At 32.9% G+C, this 24,214-nt stretch carries 4 protein-coding genes; all 4 read left to right on the top strand.

Going from position 1 to position 24,214, the window contains the following annotated elements:
• The first annotated feature begins 17 nt into the window (after window positions 1-17).
• The 4 genes from ACOQOS_RS10800 (at window position 18) to ACOQOS_RS10785 (ending at window position 24,143) form a co-directional block, all read left to right on the top strand.
• A complete protein-coding gene (locus tag ACOQOS_RS10800; RefSeq protein ID WP_420574979.1) occupies window positions 18-4,400 on the top strand; it encodes a beta-ketoacyl synthase N-terminal-like domain-containing protein in 4,383 nt (1,460 codons plus the stop codon).
• Between the two features lie 23 nt (window positions 4,401-4,423).
• Entirely contained in the window at window positions 4,424-10,951 is a 6,528-nt protein-coding gene (locus tag ACOQOS_RS10795) for an amino acid adenylation domain-containing protein (protein ID WP_420574978.1), read from the top strand.
• A 14-nt stretch (window positions 10,952-10,965) separates the two neighbouring features.
• A complete protein-coding gene (locus tag ACOQOS_RS10790) occupies window positions 10,966-14,301 on the top strand; it encodes a non-ribosomal peptide synthetase (protein ID WP_420574977.1) in 3,336 nt (1,111 codons plus the stop codon).
• An 86-nt stretch (window positions 14,302-14,387) separates the two neighbouring features.
• Window positions 14,388-24,143, top strand: a complete 9,756-nt coding sequence (locus ACOQOS_RS10785; RefSeq protein ID WP_420574976.1) for an amino acid adenylation domain-containing protein — start codon at window positions 14,388-14,390, stop codon at window positions 24,141-24,143.
• Window positions 24,144-24,214 lie beyond the last annotated feature (71 nt).

Genomic DNA, 24,214 nt, shown 5'->3' with positions numbered 1-24,214 from the left:
ACTTCTTATAGCTTACTATGAAAAGAGACATCGCTGTCATAGGGATTTCAGGGAAATTCCCCAAGTCTAATAATGTCCAAGAATTTTGGAAAAACTTAGTAGACGAAAAGGAATTAGTTCACTTCTTTACCGATGAAGAACTACTTTCAAGAGGAATCAATAGCAAACAATTAGAAGACAGTTCTTATGTAAAAGCTGCTTCTTTTATTGATACCTACAATACGTTTGACTATTCGTTTTTCAAATACACTCCAGACGAAGCAAAATTGATGAATCCACAAACACGTATGATGCATCAATTGGTTTGGGAAGGTATAGAAGATGCAGGTTTAAATTTAGATACCTACAACAAAAAAGCAGGTATCTTTTTAGGAGCAAACAGAGATTTAAACTGGAGTGTATATGCAACCTTAGCAGAAACAGGAAATGTAGATGCAATGACGAAGGCAAAAATTACGAATCCAAACTTTATGGCTTCGTTAATAGCATATAAAATGAATCTTCGCGGACCATGTTATTTTATTGATACAGCTTGTTCAACTTCACTAAGTACAGCACATTTAGCTTGTAGAAGTTTATTGTTGAACGAATGCGGAACAGCAATTGTTGGTGGTGTCCGATTATTATCTCACCATGACAACGGATATTTACATGAACCTGGAACCATTGTTTCAGGAGATGGAAGTGTACGAAGTTTTGATGCATCATCATCAGGAACAATTTTCTGTGATGGCGCAGGAGTTGTAGTCTTAAAAAAGCTAGAAGAAGCTATCAAAGATAACGATCATGTATACGCAGTCATCAAGTCGTCTGCGATGAATAATGACGGAAATGCTAAAGGCGGTTATACCATGCCAAGTGTAAGTGGACAATCGGAATGTATCAAACTAGCACACAAAATTGCAGGTGTACAACCAACAGATATTACCTATGTAGAAGCACACGGAACGGCTACAAAAATCGGTGATCCGATAGAAATAGAATCGTTGAATAAAGCATTTAACAATGATACTTCACACAAATGCGCAATTGGAACCGTAAAATCGAATGTAGGACATGCAGACGAAGCAGCAGGAGTTTTAGGGTTAATTAAAACTACATTATCATTAAAAAATAAAACACTTCCAGCGAGTTTACATTACACAAAAGCAAATCCAGCAATCAATTTTGCAGGCGGACCTTTTTATGTAAATGCTAAAACAGCAGCTTGGAATCGTGTCAACAACAAACCTTTAACAGCAGGAATTAGTTCTTTCGGAATTGGAGGAACAAACATTCACTTAGTATTACAAGAAACGCCAGCAGTCGCACTTCCAAAAACAGTAAAACCTTCAGCATCCTATCAAATACGCTATTCGGCAGATAGTATTTCATCATTAGAAAACTATGAAAAAGCATTGTTGAATTATGTACAAGAAAATCCAACAGTTAACTTAGGAGCATTAGCATATACATTACAAACAGGAAGAAAACAATTTGGCTTATACAAAGCATTTGAAGTAAAAAGTAACGAAGAATTAGTTGAAAAGCTATCAGGAACTTCAGGAAAAATAAAAGAAGTAAAAGAAAAGCAAGATTTGGTATTCATGTTCTCGGGACAAGGAAGTCAATATGTGGAAATGGGAAAATTTCTATATGACAATTTCACGTCTTTCAAAGAAACAATGAATGTTGGTTTTGAGAAATTATCACAAATCAACGGAATAGATTACAAATCAATCTTATTTGATACATCAGATAACACAAAAATCAACGAAACAAAATATACACAACCTATTTTATTTCTATTTGAATATGCATTAGCAAAACTCTTCATAGAACTTGGATTGAAACCCAATGCTATGATTGGTCATAGTTTAGGAGAATACGTTGCTGCAACCATCAGTGAAGTATTCACATTAGAAGATGTACTGCGTATTTTATGCAAACGTGCTGAATTAATGTATACAGTTGATAAAGGAAGTATGTTAAGTATCAGTGCAAGTGTAGCATCTTTAGATGAAAAAATATTTGCAAACGTATCTATAGCAACCATCAACTCACCAAATTCATTTGTGGTTTCTGGAACAGACGAAGAAATTCAAAAAGTAGCTGAAACTTTAGTAACTCAAGAAATCCAACATGTAGTATTAAAAACATCACATGCGTTTCATTCATCCATGATGGAAACCATCGTGAATGATTTCGAAAAAGAATTAGAAAAAATAACATTACAAGCACCAACAATTCCATTCGTATCAAACAATACAGGAATTTACATTACAGCAGCAGAAGCAACATCGCCAACATATTGGGCAAAACATATTGTAAATACCGTAAATTTCAAAAAAGGAATTGAATTCTTACAACAACAAAAAAACGGATTGTTCTTAGAAATTGGACCAGGAAGAACACTCATGACATTCTTCAATCAATGCAATACGACTGGCGATAAAAATGTTGCCGTAAATGCCATAAGACATCCAAAAGAAACAACAAATGAACGCACACATTTTTTCAATGTATTAGCAGAAATTTGGCGTAATAAATTTGACATAAATTGGAATGCATTTTACCAAGAAAACATACCAAATAAAATATCATTACCAACCTATTGCTTTGATACGTATGACTTTCCAACGAAAGTCTCTATTGACGAACAATTAAAAAGTCAAAATATTTCCTTAGGAAGTGAACCACAAGAAGGAACATTACAAGTTTCGACATGGAAACAGCAAACAAAATTATTCAACGAACCAAAAGAAATAGAAGGTAAAACATACGTAGTATTTAGTGACGAACACAAAGTAAACACAGAGTTAGCTGCTCTATGGAAATTGAATGATGTGAATGTCATCACTATAACTCAAGGAACTACATTCAAAAAACTTTCTGAGACACAGTATGAAGTAAATTTTGCAGAAAAGAGCAGTTTTGAAGCTCTCAAAAAAGTATTTGAAGACGCTTCCATTCAGTTTGATAAAGCAATATTTTCTTGGAAAAATACCGACGAAGTTACATTTGAAAAAGACGATTTCTCAGCATACAACGATCAATTTTCTGCAGTGTTAGAATTCATGCGTGTTTTTGAAGTCAATACTTTAGAAAATGATTGTCACATTGTACTTATTACAGATAGTAATGTTCAAGTTACGGGAGTTGATACTATGAAAGGAATTAGTGGGCATACAAGTATATTATTGCGTGTGTTGGTGCAAGAAGCTATCAATATCAATGCAAGTCACATTGATATAGATTTTACGAAAAACATAGACATTAATCAGCTTCACAAAGAAATTCATCAAATAGAAAATTACTATAAAGTAGCGTACAGAAATGGAAAACGTTGGATTCCAACATACGATCAATTACAAACAGAAATTGAATTCACAAACGAAGCGTTCTCAACAGAAGGTGTATATCTTGTCACAGGTGATTTAGGAACGGTAGAGTTTGAACTTATTCAATATCTAAAAGAAACGTATAAAAGTAATTTCTATCTCATCGGGAAAAATATATCAGATACAGTATATGCTGAAAAAATAAAAACGCTTCAAGCAAGTAAACATGGAAGTTTTTCATTTGCAAAAGGCGATGTTTCAGATGTAGCTTCTCTAGAAACTATTGTAACAACGATAGAAGCCGAATTTGGAGTCATAAAAGGAATCGTTCATGCAGCGCGTTTCCAATCTAGAGATCATTTTTTAGTGTCTTCAACTTCAAATAATTCTATTCATAATCATTACACAACCAAAGTTGGCGGATTGTTAAATCTATACAAAGTATTCAAAAACAAAGAACTCGATTTCATCAAAGTATTTTCGAGTTTATCTGCCAAACTTGGAGGTGTTACTTTTGGCGCATATGCCACTTCCAATGCTTTATTAGATGAAATTGCTATTGGTTTATTTGCAGAAAAAACACAGGTTTCTGTATTCAACTTTGACAAACTAGGAACAGAAAGCAATCAAATTTCAGTCACAGATATCATAGAAAACTTTGAAAAATCGTTTGCTTACAAAAACGAACATCAATTTATACTATCTCGCAGAAATCTGAATCAATTTGAAGACAGAGCTACAGTAAGTGAAGAATCAAAAGAAGAACGTTTTGAACTCAACAGAACACAATTAGATACACAATTTACGGCTGCACAAACACCTACAGAAGAGCGTATTGTAAAACTATTTGAAGAGTTGTTTGGGCAAACAGGAATTGGAACAGAAGACGACTTCTTTGCACTTGGCGGCGATTCACTAAAAGGAATATCACTTGTGAATAAAATCAACAAAGAATTCTCTATAAAATTAACGCTTACTGACTTTTTCAATAATGCTACAGTAACAGAATTAGCATCATTGATTGACAACAGAAAATGGCTAGCAGAAAAGCCAACCACCAAAAACGAAATATTCATATAACCATTACACCAAGGTACCAAGGTATGGAACACTTAATAAAGTCTTTACGTAGTAAAGGAATATATATATCGTATGTGAACGACAGTCTTAAAATCAATTTTGATGGAGACGAAATTCCTGCGGACGTTTTACAAGAACTAAAACAAAACAAACAAAAGCTAATTGAGTATTTAAAACTCATTGGAAAAGACAATGATTATGTTGCGATTCCAAAAGCTGCTTCGGCTGAAAAATATCGTTTGTCTTCTTCTCAAAAACGTTTGTGGATTGTAAGTCAAATCAAACAAGCTTCTGTAGCATACAATATGCCTTTCTCTGTGCCACTTTCTAAAGATTTCTCAGATAAAGATGTCTTAGAAAAATCGATTCAATATTTAATTGAAAGACACGAATCGTTGCGTACCGTTTTCAAACTGGAAGAAGATGGAGAAGTGTACCAACAAATCATTGCTACAGAAAATTTTGATTTCCAAATGGACTATCAAGATTTCTCTAAAGAAGAAAACAAAGAAGCAGCTTTAGAAAACTACCGAACAAAAGATGCGCTAACGGCTTTTGATTTAGAAAAAGGACCATTATTCAGAATCTGTTTCTTTAAGCTTTCGGATGATGCTTATCATTTATACTACAACTTACACCATATCATTACTGATGAATGGTCAATGGAAGTATTAATGAAAGATATTTTAAAATCGTATGAAGCATTCGAACGAAACGAATTACCAGAATTGCCTGAACTTAAAATTCAATACAAAGACTATGCAGCTTGGCAGTTAGATCAATTAGAAGGTGACGGTTTTAATGAAAGTGAAAACTATTGGAAAACACAACTATCTGGCGAATTAAAAACCATCGATTTACCATCTGGGAAATTACGTCCGAAGAAAAAAACATACAACGGTAATGTACTTACCGCATACTTAAAGCAAGAAACGAGTGAGCGTATTCGTGAAGCAACCCAAGAACGAGGCGGAAGTCCTTTTATGTTGTTGATGAGTGTTTTTAAAACACTATGTTATCGCTATTCAGGTCAAAAAGACTTACTTATTGGAAGTCCAATTGCAGGAAGAGATCATGCCGATTTAGAAAATCAAATAGGTTTCTATTTAAATACGATCGCATTACGTAATCAAATACATACAACACAAACATTTGGTGAATTCTATGCTAGTGTAAAAGCAAATGTATTAAATGCATATACACATCAATCGTATCCGTTTGATAAACTCATGGAAGATGTGCAAGTGAAACGTGACGTAAGTCGTAATGCAATTTTTGACATTCTATTAGACTATCACAAATCATTCAGTCTTACCATTGAAGAAGATCGATTAGGAACTATAGAACAAGCTGCTGCCAAACCTGTTAAGTATGATATTGAATTACATTTTTCAGAATGTGAAAATACCTTAGGAATAAGTTTCCATTACAATACAGATATCTATGAAGAAGCCATGATTCGTCAATTCATGCAGCATTATGTCAACTTCATGGACAATTTGGACGTGAACTTTGATAAAAATATTGATGAGGTAATCTTATTGACTTCAGAAGAAGAAAATGAGTTACTCCATACACTAAATGCTACAGAAGTTGTTTTTCCTGCAAATGAAACTGTGTTAGATGTCATTCAAAAGCAAGGAATAAAAACAGCTGAAACAGCAGCAATTATTGCAAAAGATACAACACTTACCTATGCTGAATTTGAATCACAAACAAGCAAACTAGCAAGTTTCTTAATTCAAGAATACACTATTGAAAAAGGAGATCGTATTGGTGTAAAAATGGAAAACAGTGAACTCATTCCAATTACATTGCATGCTATCTTAAAAGCTGGTGCCGTATTTGTGCCAATTGATCCAAAATATACATCAGAAAGAGAACAATATATCATTGAAGACTCACAAATGAAATTAATGGTCACAACCACAGATTTCATGTTTGACTTCATGGATAACGACATACAAATTCTATCTGTCGATGTAGAATTTACACCAGATGAAATTGAAATCAGTAACGATTTGCCAAAAGTTACGCCAACAGATGACGCGTACATTATTTACACTTCAGGTTCTACAGGAAAACCAAAAGGTGTATTAGTAGGACATGCATCATTATATAATTATGCATTGTGGGCAAGTAATACGTACTTAGAAACGACACCAGATTTTAGTTTCGGATTATTCACGTCGATATGTTTTGACCTAACAATCACAAGTTTATTCTTACCATTTGTTTCCGGCGGAACATTACATGTGTTAGACAGTAGAAAAGACGTTACTAATAATTTACAAACCTATATTTCAACAGGAATTTCGTGCATCAAACTAACACCAGCACATATAAGCGTTTTAGGTTCATTCAATTTAAAAAGTGAAGCTTTAAAAGTGGCGATTGTTGGTGGAGATGCCTTAGCAACACATCAAGTGGAAATGCTAAAAGCCATAAATCCTGAAATAAAAATATACAACGAATACGGACCTACAGAAGCAACTGTTGGTTGTATTGTGAAAGAAATTGTTGCTACAGATGAAAAGATTCTTATCGGAAATCCTATTGCGAATACAGAGGTATACATCTTAGGAGAAAACAATCAATTAGTGCCAAAAGGTGTTGTTGGAGAAATTTGTATTGGAGGAAAAGGATTGGCAAAAGGATATGTAAACAATCAAGAGTTAACGGCAGAAAAATTTATTGAAAACCCTTTCAAGAAAGGTGAAAAAATATACAAAACAGGCGATTTAGCATGTTGGAATTATGAAAATCTACTTGATTTTAAAGGAAGAAAAGATCATCAAGTAAAAATAAAAGGATTCCGAATTGAACTTGGCGAAATTGAATATCATTTACACAAACATTCACTTGTAGAAGAAGCTACGGTGCTTGTAAATGATTCGCAGGAAGAAAAAACTTTAGAAGCGTATATCGTAGCAACAAACGAGTTGAATGTAAAAGACATTCGCGGATTCTTAAGTCAGAAACTTCCAGAATACATGATTCCACAATACTACCATCAATTAGAAGTATTGCCATTAACAACCAATGGAAAAGTAGATCGCAAAGCATTACAACAAATTAACAATCAAATCAAAATGAGTGAAGAAGCTTTTGTAGCTGCTTCAACACCAACGGAAGAAGTAATGGTTGCGATTTGGAAGGAAGAATTTGGCGTTGAAGAAATCAGCGTTACAGCAAGTTTCTTTGATCTTGGAGGAGATTCTATTCGTGCAATTCGTGTTCTGAGTAAAATCAACAAAGAATTAAAAACAAAATTTGATGTAGCTGATATTTTTGAAAATCCAAGCATTCAAACATTAGCTGCACAACAAAAAGAAGACAATAGTTTATACACAAGTGCGCAAAAAGACGAAGTATTAGCAACGTTCCAAGAATATAAAAATGATTTCATCAGCGAAGAAGGTATTCAAGATGCATATCCAATGAGTGATATTGAAATCGGAATGTGTTACAACTACATCATCAATCGTGAACAAAGTGTATATCACGATCAATTCTTATATCCAATTTACGTAAAATCGTTTGACATCAATCTATTTAACAAAGCGTTAAATTTAATGGTGGCAAAGCACGATATCATGCGTACTTCATATACCATTGATACTTATAAAATTCCATTACGCCTAATTCATGAAAGCTTAGAAGCAAAAGCGTCATTTGAAAACATTTCGCACTTAAACAAAGAAGAACAAAGTGCTTATGTAAATACATTCATGAAGGAAGAACGTATGAATGTTCCGTTTGAAATTACAGCGCCAGGATTATGGCGTATGAAAATTTTCAAGCTTAACGCTGATGAGCAATTATTACTGTTCCAATTTCACCATGCAATTTTAGATGGTTGGAGTAGAGCATCTTTAATTACAGAATTAAATAATATTTATTTCAGACTTACGGAAAATGCAGCGTATACACCTGCAAATTTACCAATGACATACAAAGACTATGTAATAGATCAAGAATGTTTGAAGAAAAGTGATGCATTGCTTTCGTATTGGGAAGAAAACTTAGCAGATTATAAACGTTTGGATTGTTTTACGGATGAAATTGAACATGAAAGCACTAAAATTTCAATCACAGGAGAAACGTTTGAAAAACTAGAAACATTTGCCACCAAACATAATATCAGTCCGCGTTCTGTATGTTTTGCCGCATACATGTATACGTTGAGAAGCTTATCTTTTGAAACAGACATTCTTTCAGGTTTAGTAACCAACGGACGTTTAATGGAAACACACGGAGATGAGGTTTTAGGATGTTTCCTAAACACAACTCCATATCGTTACAACAGTACAGAGGATACTTTGGTATCTTTTACCAAAACAATAGATGAAAAATTAAACATTCAAAAACGTTACGAACGCTTAAGTTTAGCGGAATTAAACAGAAGATTCGGAAAAGATGAAAATCGTCACAATCCATTTTTTGATAGCTTATTCATCTATGTAGATTTCCATATCTATAAAAATGCTGAAAAATCAGTAGATGAAATGTCTTCTAAAGACGAACGAATTTTAGATGTTTCACGATTTGAATTAAATAATACCTATTTAGATGTCTTAGTAAGTCCTACAGAAGAAGGAATGGTTGCCGAGTGGAATCGTTCTCGAAAATTAGCTTCAGAATTGACAAACAAAGAACTTACTGAAATATATATGTCTTTCATACACAATATTTTGGAAGATGAAACGATTCATATTTCTGATGTGCCAACATTACTAATTGAAAGTCAAAAAGAAACAATACAAAATGTATTGAATGATACATATAATGAACATGATCGTAATGAAACATTCTTAGATAAGTTCGCAAAGCAAGTCTTAGCAAACCCACAAAATCAGGCTTTATCATTTAATGGAGCAGTATATACCTATGAAGAATTAGATGCACGATCCAATCAACTGGCAAACTATTTAATTCAAGAACACAACATACAATCTGGAAATCTAGTTGCGGTACACTTACCAAGAACAGAAGCATTAATTGTTTCGTTATTGGCGATTCTAAAAACGGGTTCAGGTTATATTCCATTGGATATGAATTATCCGCAAAGTAGAATTGATTACATCAAAAAAGATACTGCGTATCAGTTACGTATCACTACAGCTATTTTTGCTGATTTTGAATCAAAACTAGCACAGATTTCAACAGATGAACCTAAAGAAGTTGTCATAACGTCGTCATCTATTGCATACATCATATACACGTCAGGAAGTACTGGAAATCCAAAAGGAGTTGTATTAGAGCATACAAATCTAAACGCCTTTGTTAATACCATTGATTCACAGTTAGGTTTTGAAAAAGCGACACGAATTGGAGCAGTAACCAATACATCTTTTGATGTTTCTGTGGTAGAAATTTTTGGTGCATTGGCACATGGAAAGCAAGTCATTCTATTTGGAGACGAAGAACTTTCTAATACGGAAAAGTTCATGGAGAAATTGGTGCAAGAAAAAGTAGAAGTATTACAAATTACACCAACAAGATTAAGCATTATAAAAGAGCACTTGTACGATGAAGCAGTTGGAAACTTACAGCATTTAATCGTTGCTGGAGAAGCATTCCATAAAGATATATACGAAAACTTAGCCCGTTTATCATATCTAAACATTACAAATGCTTATGGACCAACAGAAGCAACCGTATATGCTACGTATGAAAAATTAACGAAAGAAGCTGATCTGACGATTGGAAAGCCATTGCAAAATGTTGAAATCTTTATCGTAAACAAAAACAATGAAATACTTCCTGTTGGTGTTACTGGAGAAATGTGCATTGCAGGAGAAGGCGTTGCTAGAGGATATTTAAATCTTCCAGAACTTACGGAAACAAGCTTTATCGCTCATCCTTTCAAAAAAGGAGAACGTATGTACAAAACGGGTGACATTGGATATTGGAATGCAGAAAACAACATTGTGCATTTAGGTCGTATAGACAACCAAGTAAAAGTAAATGGTCATCGTATAGAATTAGGAGAAATAGAAAGTGCTTTGTTAGCAAAAGAAACAATTGAAAAAGCAATTGTTATGATTCGTAAAGCATCAGACGGAACAAACGAATTGGTTGCTTATATCGTATCATCAGCAACTGAAAATAGTAATGAATTACGAACGCACTTATTACAACAATTACCACAATATATGGTGCCGAGTCATTTCATTGCAGTAGATGACATTCCAGTATTGATCAGCGGAAAAGCAGATCGAAAAGCATTGATAGCGATGCATGGTGACGATATTGATTCTGGAGTGACTTATGAAGCACCAGAAACCGAAGTAGAAATAACATTAGTAAACATTTGGAAAGAACTTTTAGGCAAAGAAAAAATTGGCGTTCATGATGACTTCTTCGTATTAGGCGGTAATTCACTAAAAGCAATTTCATTCATTAACCAATTAAACCACACATTTTCCATTGAGGTAAAATTAGCAGACTTCTTCCGACATGCAAACATTAAGGAATTAGCAATGCACATTCAAAACAAACAATGGTTGGCTCAAAGTACAGAGTCTGAAAACGAAGTGATTATATAATCTCAATATATATTATGGATAAATTATTAGCATCTTTAAGAAAAGAGAATATTCATATTTCTCTTAAAGAAAATGATTTAAAAATCAAGTTCAATGGCACAAAATTACCAGAAGATCTTGTCAAAGAAATTAAAGCTAACAAACAAGCGTTGGTAGACTATTTAAAAGCAAATGAAAGTGCTAAAAACAGTATTGAAATTCCAGTATTAGAAGAAAGTGATCAAGGATATCCTTTGTCTTCTGCACAATCGCGCTTATGGGTTTTATGTCAATTTGAAGAAGCTTCTGTGGCTTACAACATGTCATTTTCCACAAAACTAACCATTGAAGACGAATCAAAATTTATCCAAGCTATTCATGCTACCATCGATCGTCATGAAGTATTGCGTACCGTTTTTGGAGAAAATAAAGAAGGCGAATTACGTCAGTTTATCCAAAAAAGAGAAGATATGAATTCGTTTCTTCAAGTAATGGATCTAAACGGAGAAATGGGCGCAGAGTTTTTAGCAAAACAATATATAGTTGACGATGTAAAGAAACCATTTGACTTTATAAACGGACCTTTATTAAGAGCGATGTTGATACGTATCTCGGAAACGGAATACATGTTCTATTACAACATGCATCATATTATTTGTGATGGATGGTCTATGAATGTAATTTCTACAGATGTAATGGCGTATTACACAGCATTAATGAATAATAGTGATGCAAATCTAACACCGTTAAAAATTCAATATAAAGACTATGCTGCTTGGCAACTTGATAGAAAAGAAGATGTAAGTTTTGAAATTCCATCAAGATACTGGAAAGAAAAACTTGGAGGAGAATTGCCAGCATTGACTTTACCGTTTGAAAAGCCGCGTCCAAAAATGAAAACATTTGGCGGAAAAAGTATTGGAGTTACATTTTCAAAAGAATTGACAAACGACTTACAAGGATTTATCAAAGAAAATGGAGGAAGTCTCTTCATGTTGTTAGTGTCAGGATTACAAACACTATTACATAAATATACTGGCGAAAAAGATGTGATATTAGGAACTCCTGTTTCTGGAAGAGATCACTTTTTATTAGAAAATCAAATCGGATTTTACTTAAATCTATTGGTATTCAGATCACAGATTGATACAAAAGAAAACTATACAGAATTCTACCAACGTGTAAAATCGGATATGATTACTTCTTTTGAGCATCAAAGTTATCCTTTCGATGTATTATTAGAGCAACTAGATTTGGAAAGAAATCCAGGACGCAATCCAATATTTGACATCTTAGTTGATTATCACGGAGAATCAGCTGCAATTCATTCGCTAAAGAAAGACGGAATTGTAAGCATAAAAGATTTATTAGTAAAGTATGATTTAGAATTTCACTTTTACGAAGTAGAAGACAGAATTCAGATGTTATTAAACTTCAATACAGATATCTACGAACAATCTGTCATGGAAAGTTTAGCAACACATTTACTAGAAGTGTTGCAGCAAATTGGTAACAAAACAACTATTGGAGAAATAGATTTTAGAACGGCTCAAGAAAAGACACAAATTGAAAGTTTTGAAAACGGAAAAGAAGTGGGTTTATCACATGCAAACATCATTGAAAGCTTTGCGGCTCAAGTAGCTGAAAACTCAGAAGCTGTTGCATTAACATATGAAGATATAACACTGAACTATTCAGAATTAGATGCACTATCAAATCAAATAGCGTTTGGGTTAACTACAGAATATAATGTACAACCAAACGATGTTGTAGCGTTACACTTTGATACAAATCATACAACAGTTGCTACTATTTTAGGAATTTTGAAAGCTGGAGCAACGTATATATTTATCGATACAAGTTTACCGTTAGATAGAAAATACTTTATTCTTAAAAATTCAGATGTAAAATTAGTAGTCACTGAAACAAACTATATGTTTGATTTAACAGACTACGAAGGAACATTATTTTCAATAGATGTTGAGTTGAACTCAGAATGGAATACAGAAAGCATCAACAATATTCAAGAAAACGGAACAGCATATATTATATACACTTCAGGTTCTACTGGTGTGCCAAAAGGAGTCCGTGTTGGTCATGCTTCTTTGATGAATTATTTAGAATGGGCAAAAGATTGCTATGGAAATGATAATACAATTAACCTAAACTTTGGCCTGTTCACAACACTTTCATTCGATTTAACTGTGACAAGTTTATTCTTGCCATTTACAGCAGGAAAAACATTGAATGTAATGACCAAAAATGAAGTGCCACAAATGCTAAAACAGTATGTAGAAAGTACTATTGAGTGTATCAAACTTACGCCAGCACATATTGATTTGCTTTCAGGTTTACAACAGGTAGAAACTTCTGTAAATACGGTTATTGTTGGTGGTGATGTATTACATTCTCATCAAATAGAGATTCTAAAAGGAATTAATCCAAACATGAATATCTACAACGAATACGGACCAACAGAAACAACCGTTGGTTGTAGTATTTACAAGATACACGAGGCAAACTATGATGCAGTTCCAATTGGAAAACCTGTATACAATACTAAAATTCAAGTGTTAAATGAAGCACTGATTGCGCAACCTATTGGTCTTACTGGCGAGTTATATGTGAGTGGAAATGGCTTAGCTGAAGGTTACCACGGATTAGATGCCTTAACGGCAGAACGTTTCATAGAAACAAAAACTGGAGAGCGTTTGTACAAAACTGGCGATTTAGGAAGATGGTCATCTACTGGAGAACTTGCGTATTTAGGACGAATAGACAATCAAGTGAAATTAAGAGGTTATCGTATTGAAACAGATGAAATTATTTCACATATACTCAAAAAAGAAAGTATTCAACAAGCTGCAGTATTAATACGTGATGTAGAAGGAAAAGAAAGAGAATTAGTTGCCTACATCGTAGCATCACAAGAAGAAAATGCAAACGATCTTCGTACGTTCTTAACAGATAAGTTACCAATGTACATGATTCCAGAAAGCTTTGTGCAATTGGAAGAAATGCCATTGACAAAAAATGGTAAAATCGATCGTAAACACTTAAACGAACTTACCAATGAAGGAATTTCTTCAGGAATAGAGTATGTAGCTCCAGAAGAAGAAATTGATTTTAAATTGGTTGCATTGTGGGAAGAAATTTTACAACGTGATAAAGTTGGAATGCTAGACGATTTCTTCATTCTTGGCGGAAACAGTCTACTAGCTATCAAACTTGTAAATGCCTACCAAAAAGACTTTGATACTAAAATTTCTTTAACAGATGTTTTCACAAAAAGTACCATAAAAGATCACAAAGAGATCATTGTACAAGAAGCAAATCAAAAAGCAGCACACATAGAAACATTTGAATTTTAACATTCGCAATTACCAAAACATACGCTCAAAACATTAACACCAAAACAACTGATTGTGCCTTGCAATCATTCGTAATAAAAGATACCATGAATAAAGACATTTTCAAATTATTAAAAAATTTAGATGCGCTTGGTTGCCGATTATATTTGGAAGCTGGAAAATTAAAATTAGATGCTTCTAAAGGAACTCTGACCAACGAGTTGAAGCAACAAATAATGAACTTCAAGGAAGAATTGATAGTGTATTTATCAGAAGAAGCGTCATTGTCTGAGTCAATTCCAGCAATAGCTGAACAAGAATCATATCCTGTTTCTTATGGGCAAAGAAGCTTATGGATTTTGAGTCAGTTTGAAGAAATTTCAGTGGCTTATAATATTCTTACAGATATTGACTTAAATGGAACATACGATGTGAGCATTCTTCAAAAAGCAATGGAGAGCGTTATAGAGCGTCATGAAATATTAAGAACCTTATTTTTGGTAGATGAGTCAGAAGAATTAAAACAGCGTATAGTATCAGTAGAAGAACTAGGTTTTTCCCTTGAATATGTAGATCTTCAAGGTTTTGAAAATCAAGAAGGTGAAATAAATAAAATTTTAGATAAAAGTAATTTACATGTCTTCGATTTAGCTAAAGGACCTTTATTTAGGGTTATATTATTACAAACAGCTCCTGAAAAATATATATTCCATTATAATATTCATCATATTATTAGTGATGGTTGGTCAGCAGATATTTTCCTAAAAGACATATTTAGCTATTACAATTCGTATATAAAGAATGAAGTTGCTTCATTAAAGCCTTTACGAATTCAATACAAAGACTATGTGTCTTGGCAGCGATCTAAAGAAGATCAGGCAGTTTTTTCATACCATAAACATTTTTGGTTGGATAAGTTATCAGGTGAATTGCCTGTTGTAGAATTGCCTTCAACCAAAAAACGTCCAACAATACGAACTTATAACGGTAACATGTTATGGACGTACATATCAAAACAGGATACTAAAAACCTAAAAGAATTCAGTCGCAAAAATAGTGGAAGCCTGTTTATGGGATTACTATCTGTGTTAAAAGTATTATTATATAAATATACTTCTCAAACAGATTTAATTGTGGGAACGCCTACGGCAGGACGTACGCATACTGATTTAGAAAAGCAAATTGGGTATTTTGTAAATACATTAGCATTGCGTAACACATTGAATCCAGATGCAAGTTTTGAAGACAATTTCTCTACTATAAAAGACGCCACATTTGAAGCATATAAGCATCAAAATTATCCTTTTGATCATTTAGTGGAAAATCTTGCACTGCCAAAAAATCAGAGCCGTAGTCCAATTTTTGATATCATGTTTGTATTGCAAAACAATACAATGGCTGTTGATATGGATGCTTCTGAAATTAATGTAAATACTATTGAACAGTCAGGTGTAACAAATTGCAAGTTTGATCTACAACTTACATTTGATGAAGTAGCAGACCATTTATATTTTGCAGTAACATATAATACAGATATTTATGATGAAGAAATTGTCACGCAATTAATGACACATTTTAAGTCAATCTGCTCACAATTGCTAAAATCACCACAATTACCTATTGCAGAAGTTGAATATTTATCTCCAAAAGAAGTAATAGATATTATTGATTTAGGAAACAACTCCGACATTGCTTATCCAGAAAATGAAAACATCATAAGCCTGTTTAAAAAACAAGTAAAAACGTATCCAAACAAAGTTGCTGTTAAGTTTAAAGAACAAACAATTACCTATGTCGAATTGGATAAAAAGGCTACACAACTTTCAAACCATATTCTTAGCTACGGAATAGAGAAAGGAGATTTTATTCCAATATGCACTACACGATCTATTGACATGATTATTGGAATCTTGGCAATATTAAAATCTGGAGGTGTTTATGTGCCTTTAACACCAGACTTACCTGAAAGTAGAATAGCATTTGTAATAGAAGATACGAAGTCGAAATTAATTTTAGGAGAAAAAGAAAACAACAATAAATTCTCTGATATAGCATATGTGGCACTAGATACTATAACATATGAAGACTACAGTGAAAACGAAAACCAAACAAGTCTAACTCCAGAAGGTATTGCATATGTAATATACACTTCAGGAACTACAGGGAAACCAAAAGGAGTACTCATACCGCACAAAAATGTAGTACGATTATTTTTCAATGAAGAAGCATTATTTGATTTTAATAAAGATGATGTTTGGTCTATGTTTCATTCCTATAGTTTTGACTTTTCCGTTTGGGAAATGTATGGAGCATTATTTTATGGAGGTACATTAATAATTGTGCCAGAAACAACCACAAAAGATCCTGAAGTATTCTCAGAGTTGCTATTAAAAGAAGGCGTAACGGTTTTAAATCAAACACCTTCTTACTTTAAAATTCTTCAAGATAAATTACTAAAGGTTGATTCAGAAAAATTACCGATACGTTATGTGATTTTTGGTGGAGAAAAACTCTCACCAGAAATATTAGATCGTTGGATTTCACGTTTTACAGCTTGCAAAATGATTAATATGTATGGAATTACTGAAACAACAGTACACGTTACATACAAAGAAATTACAGATAAAGAAGTTGCCATTGGGGCAAGTAATATAGGAAAAACAATTCCAACATTAGGAAGTATTATACTAGATGCAAATGGAAATATTGTTCCAAAATATGTGTCTGGAGAGCTGTACATATATGGAGCTGGTGTAGGCGCTGGTTATTTAAATAGAATAGAACTTACGTCAGAAAAATTCACGAAACTTTCATTGCCAAGCTTACCTGATTTTACATATTACAAAACAGGAGACCTTGCTCGCATGTTGCATGATGGTGAATTGGAGTACATGGGAAGAATTGATACACAAGTAAAGGTTAGAGGTTATCGTATAGAACTTGGAGAAATCGCAACAGTGCTACGCAAAAAAGAAGGCATAAAAGAAGCGGAAGTTATTATAAATACTTCTGAAAATGAACCGTATATCATTGCTTACATAGTATCTGATGAAACCTATACTTCAAATGCGCTAGAAACCTATTTGTCGCGTCACTTACCGCCATACATGGTACCATCGTACTTTGTGCAAGTAGACTCATTTTTATTAACATCTAATGGGAAGTTAGATACAAAAGCATTGCCTTCTCCTAAAGAAAATTCCTTGGCTACAGGTGTAAGTTATGTGCCGCCTAGTAATGAGTTGGAAGAAAAGCTTACAAAAATATTTGAAATAGTACTCGAAAAAGAATTAGTTGGTGTAATGGATAGCTATTTTTCTCTTGGAGGAGATTCTATCAAGGCAATTACACTAATCATTAAAATTAATAAAACATTACAAAGTACCATTGGAGTAGCAGAATTATATATGTATCCGAGTGTAAAAGAACTTGCGGCATATATATCATCTGAAAAAACAGTAGAAAAAACAGAAAACAACAGTGAAGGTTATCGTCAAATAGCAGAGATTCAGGCTGCTATTGAATCGGAAGCTATCGGTACAGATTTGTTACCTACGGATTATGAAGCAATATATCCTTTAGTGCCTATTGAAGAAGGAATGATTTACTCTTCTCTCATTCGTTTAGATGAGCCAGTATATATTGATCGATTTGTATATACAATTACAATTGAAGACTTAGAAGAGTTCAAAAGCGCAATGCAACAACTCGCAGATCGTCATCCTACTTTACGCACACGTTATTACTTAGAAACGTTTAGTTCGCCTGTCAAAATTATTGACAATACAGCTAAAATTCCAATTCTCTACACTGATTACAGAGGACATACTGAAGAAGAATTATCAATATTTCTGAATGACATCAAAGACCAAGATTTAGCACATCGCTATCAATTCAAAGGCGAATTAATGTACAACTTTAAATTAATTCGATTAACGGACAATGACTATTACGTTATTTGGAATTTTCATCACTCAATTCTTGATGGTTGGAGCACATCTGTCTTTATACAAGAGCTATCAGTATTGCTCTCAAAAAATGAAAATAAAACACTGGTAGATCTGCCTTATAACTATGTTGATTATTGTGCAGGAGTACTAAGTAGAAAATCAAAAGCTTCAACTTCCGAATATTGGAAAGGTTTACTATCTGATTATACAAGGACAAAATTGCCATTTAATTATCGAGATGCGAAAGTAAGTGACACGCTTGGAATGCGAACATTAGTGCTCAACGCAGAAGAAGCTGTAGTGAGAAATCTTGAGACACTAAGTGAAGAACTTCAAGTATCGTTTAAAGCGGTTTGTCTTGCAGCACATGCATATTTATTGAGAGTTATTTGTTCTGAAGAAGATGTTGTTACTGGTGTTGTATCTCATGAACGTCCCGAATTGGAAAATAGTGATCGAATTATTGGTTGCTTCCTAAATACGATTCCTACACGTGTGAATTTTAAAAATATTAAAACAGTATCAGAATTAATTCTATACATGAATAAGTATTTAATCGATTCTAAAATGCACGAAATTCATGTTAGCGAAATCACAAATATAATAGGAGAAAAAGCAAGCTTAGCAAATCCTATATTTGATACGATATTAAATTACACGCATTTTCACATCAACGATCAATTAGAAGAAAATACTTCTGTAAATAGAACATCTTCAGATTTATCATTAGAACTGTTAGTGCCAGAGGAAATGACTAATACGTTATTTGATGTTGAAATATCAAGACGTGATGATGGATTGCAATTGCGTATAAAATATGTGCCAGCGTATTTTGAAGAAGTAGACGTTCAAAATTCACTTGAGATGCTATATCACATCTTAAAAACGTTCCCTAATAAAGGTGAATTGTCTCCAAAGTCGGTAATGACTGAAGCTGCTTACAATGAACTTGTATACGATTTTAATGATACAATTGTTGAGGAAAATCAAGAAGTGACAATGCACGGCTTATTTGAAGCACAAGAAAAAGATACACCAAGCAATATTGCATTGCGTCAAAATGGTGAAACGATGACCTATGAAGCATTGAATAATCGAGCTAACGTTATTGCCAGTCAATTGCTTAAAAAAGGAATCACACCAGCAACAAATATTGGATTATTATGCAGTCGTAGTTTTGATATGGTTGCAGGATTGATGGGAATTTTAAAAGCAGGAGGAAGTTATGTGCCAATTGATCCAACATATCCTATAGATCGTCAACAATACATCGTAGAAAATTCTAAAGTACAACTTGTACTAACAAACAAAGGAAACAATGCCTCTTCAAATGAATTTGATTGTGAATTTATACAATTACAAGATTTAGATTATACGCAAACAGAAGAAAATCCTCATGTAGAAATTGCAGGAAATCAATTAGCATACACAATCTATACTTCTGGATCTACAGGAAGACCAAAAGGAGTAATGATTGAACATTATTCGGCAGTTAATCTAATTCGTTGGGTAAATGAACGTTTCAATGTAAATGAAGATGATCGTTTATTATTTATCACTTCCGAGTGTTTTGACTTATCAGTATATGACATGTTTGGAATGTTGGCTACAGGCGGAAGCATCGTAATTGCGACAAAAGAGGAAGTGCAAGATTTCAACAAATTAAAAATGTTGATGCGTGATGAAAAAATTACATTTTGGGATTCTGTACCAACAACATTCAACTACTTGGTAGATGAGCTTCGAGAAGAAGGAGAAAATATGGTTTTACCAGATTTACGTTTAGTCTTTATGAGTGGTGACTGGATTCCGGTACAATTACCAAACCGAGCGAGACCATTCTTCCCAAATGCAGAAATCATTAGTTTAGGTGGAGCGACAGAAGGAACAGTTTGGTCAAACTACTATCCAATTGAAAAAGTTGGTGATACTTGGACGAGTATTCCATATGGGAAACCAATGCGAAACAATTTCTTCTACATCTTAGACGATCAATTACGTCCTGTGCCAAAAGGAACTGTTGGCGAATTATTCATTGGAGGAATTGGTGTGGCAAGAGGTTATGACAATGACGAAAAGAAAACCAATGCAGCTTTCATGAAAGATCCATTTGATGATAAAATGGGCGGACGCATGTATAAAACTGGTGACTTAGGAAGATGGATGCGTAATGGAAACATGGAGTTTATTGGAAGAAAAGACAATCAGGTTAAAATTAGAGGTTTCCGTGTAGAATTAGGAGAAATAGAAAGTGTATTATCCAAACATAATCAACTCAAAGAAGCTATTGTTCATGTAACAAAGGATTCGAAAGGACAAAACTTATTATGTGCGTATATCGTACCAGAATCGAATTATGATTTAACAATGGTACGATCTTATCTAAAAGAAAAACTACCAGAATATATGATTCCAAGTTTTTTCATGGAATTGGAAAGATTACCGCTAAATAGCAATGGTAAAATTGATAGAAAAGCATTGCCTGAAATATCTCAAATTGATGATGAAGAAACATTTGTAGCAGCAACATCAGATTTAGAAATTTTAGTAGAAAATATTTGGAAAGGTGTTTTACAAAAAGATCAAATAAGTATAAATGATAATATTTTTGACTTAGGAGCAAATTCACTTTCTGCCGCATCTTTTGTTGCTAGATTTCACAAAAAAACAGAATATGCCATTGGTGTAAGAGATGTATTTCTGAACCCTACAATAAAAGAATTGGCATTATATGTTGCCGAACTTGAACAAGAACAATACAATAGTATTGAAAGTGTTGCGATAGCTGAAAACTACCCACTGTCTGACGCACAAAGAAGATTATGGATTTTGAGTCAGTTTGATGAAACTTCAATTGCTTATAATATTTCGTCGTTATTTCCACTTTCAAATATTTCTGATATCAAACGTTTTGAAAACGCAATAACACAGACAATTAATCGTCACGAAATATTGCGTACAGTTTTTAGAGAAGATGTAAATGGAGTTGTAAAACAATGGATTATTCCTGTAGATGAAATAGAATTTACAATAGACTTTACAGATATCTCTAAAGAGGAGAATGCTATGGAAATTATTAGTAATGCTTCTCAAACAGATGTTCGTAATGCATTCGATTTATCTACATGGCCATTAATGCGAGCAATGCTGTATAAAGTTTCAGCAGATGAATATATGTTTTACTATAATATTCACCATATTATAAGTGATGGATTATCTATAGAAGTGCTACTAAAAGATGTCATGCGTTTTTATGAATTAGAAACAAATGAAGAAATTCCTGCATTAGAAATTCAGTATAAAGACTATACTGCTTGGCAATTGAATCAATTGGAAAGTGAAGGATTTGAAGAACACAGAACATATTGGTTTAATAAATTATCAGGAGAACTTCCAATTATAGAATTACCAGTACGTAAAAAACGTCCTTTATTGAAAACATATAATGGAGTTACATTACAAACCTATATTTCGCAAGAAACTACACAAATGCTTAAAAACTTTGTGGCTAGTAAAAATGGTACACTTTTTATGGGTGTATTGAGTACATTAAAACTTCTATTAGCAAAATACAGTGGTCAAAAAGATATCATTATCGGTAGTCCAGTTTCTGGAAGACATCATGCCGATTTAGAAGAACAAATAGGGTTTTACGTAAATACACTAGTGTTAAGAAATCAAATAGACGAAAATGATACATTTAATCAATTTTTTGAAACTGTAAAATCGACAACATTAGAAGCATATGCACACCAAATGTATCCTTTTGATAGGATTGTAGATGAATTAAACATTAATCAAGATACCTCAAGAAACCCAATATTTGATGTCATGTTCACATTTCAAGGTGAACAAAAAGATGTTGTAATTCAACAAGAGGACGAAATCTCAATAGTTCCTTCATCAAATACAAGTAAATTTGATATTGCATTTGATGTTTTTGAAACAAAAGATAATCTATCATTCAGAGTAGAATACAATACAGATATATATGATAGAAATTTAATTGAACAATTCATCAAAGATTATAAGTACTTTTTACATCAACTTTTAAGCGAACCTAAAAAAACACTATCTAATGTCTCTTACAACACAAAAGAACATATATCAGAACTTATAGAGTTTGCTAGCGGAAGAGAAACAGTATGCAAAGATGTCAATGTAATTGACTTGTTTACGACAATAGTTGAAAATAATGAAACAGCGATAGCAATAGATTTTGAAAATAATATATTGAATTATAAAGATTTACAGTCTATAAGCAATCAATTTGCACATTATTTACAACAAGAGCATAATGTTAGTGCTCAAGATTATGTTGTCTTATATTTAAACAGAAGTGAAAATTTATTTATTGCCATATTAGGTATTTTAAAACTAGGAGCCGCTTTTGTTCCAATTGATACGAATTATCCAGAAGAAAGAAAATCATTTATTCTACAAGATATTAAAGCTAAAGTCTGTGTAAATGAAGAAATCATTCAAGATTTTCTTTCTAAAACAGATATTCTCGACACACAAGAAATACCTTTAGAAATAGATCAAGACAATACAGCGTATATAATTTACACGTCTGGAACTACTGGAAATCCAAAAGGAGTTATGATTTCTCATGGAGCCTTAAGTAACTATATTCAATATGCAGGAAATAAATATATAAAAGATGATCTGACAAAGTTCATACTATTTACATCACTATCATTTGATCTAACCATAACAACTTTATTTGCACCAATTTGTCATGGAGGTTCTGTAAAAATCATGCCGGCAAAAGAACATGATATACAAGTTCTAGAAATGCTTACAACTGATGATTTTGATATTATCAAATTAACACCAGCTCATGTTACTGCCTTATTGGATGTGTTAAAAGCAAAAGAAGAAAATTATACAGGAACACCTAAAAGATTTATTATTGGAGGAGAAGCATTAACAAGAGAAGTTGTAGATCGTATTTTTGAATATTTTGGAGATACAACAACTATTTGGAACGAATATGGACCAACAGAATCTACAGTTGGATGTATTGTAAAAGAAGTTGAAAAAGAAAACAAAGATACTTTTGTTTCTATTGGAAAACCAACATCAAATGTACAAGCATATATACTCGATCAGTCCCAAAACATGATGCCAATAGGTGTAGAAGGAGAAATATACTTAGGAGGAAAACAATTGGCGCATGGATATTTAAATCAACCTGAATTAACCTCAGAAAAATTTATACAGAGTCCGTTTAATTCCTCAGAAAAACTGTATAAAACAGGAGATTATGGGAGATGGCTTCCAAATGGCGATATTATGTATCATGGTAGAGAAGACAATCAAATAAAAATACGAGGGCATAGAATAGAACTTCAAGAAATAGAGCAAGTACTTGTAGAAGATCAAAATATAAAACAAGCCATTGTTACAGTTACTGAATATGAAAATGATCTTCATATTGTAGCTTATATAATTACAGAAAATGATTTTGATAAGAAAGCTGTTCGAAAAGAAATGAATAGGAAACTACCTGAATACATGTTACCAAGTTTCATCATTGAAGTTTCGAATATTCCTTTAACAATAAATGGAAAAGTTGCTTATAACAAGTTGCCTAAAGTAAAAGCAGAAGATTTAATCAAAGCTTCTTATGTAGCACCAACAACTGACATAGAAAAACAAATTGTAACCATTTGGCAAACAATATTAGGTGTAGACAAAATAGGTGTCGAAGACAACTTTTTATATTTAGGCGGACATAGTTTGAAATTACTAAAATTAAAAAATGAATACCATAAAAAATTCAATGTATCGCTCAGTTTAGGTGAGTTGTATAATAAAAATACTATTCAAGAAACAGCTGCTTATATTGAATTCATAATGAATCAAAAAGAATTAGACATTATGAGTCTTAATGAAATAGAAATATAACTTGAAACCTAATACTTAATACCATGAAATTTTTTAAATCATTGTTAAATGTTAAAAATAGTTTTAAATCA

Origin of the sequence: Kordia sp. (genome assembly GCF_965224175.1) — a bacterium.
GTDB lineage: Bacteria > Bacteroidota > Bacteroidia > Flavobacteriales > Flavobacteriaceae > Kordia.
Note: the sequence above shows the minus strand (reverse complement) of the source record. Positions and strands in the feature narration are given on the sequence as shown.

Coding starts and splice junctions, on each gene's coding strand:
- ACOQOS_RS10800 (WP_420574979.1), top strand. CDS start 18: ATGAAAAGAGACATCGCTGTCATAGGGATTTCAGGGAAATTCCCCAAG.
- ACOQOS_RS10795 (WP_420574978.1), top strand. CDS start 4,424: ATGGAACACTTAATAAAGTCTTTACGTAGTAAAGGAATATATATATCG.
- ACOQOS_RS10790 (WP_420574977.1), top strand. CDS start 10,966: ATGGATAAATTATTAGCATCTTTAAGAAAAGAGAATATTCATATTTCT.
- ACOQOS_RS10785 (WP_420574976.1), top strand. CDS start 14,388: ATGAATAAAGACATTTTCAAATTATTAAAAAATTTAGATGCGCTTGGT.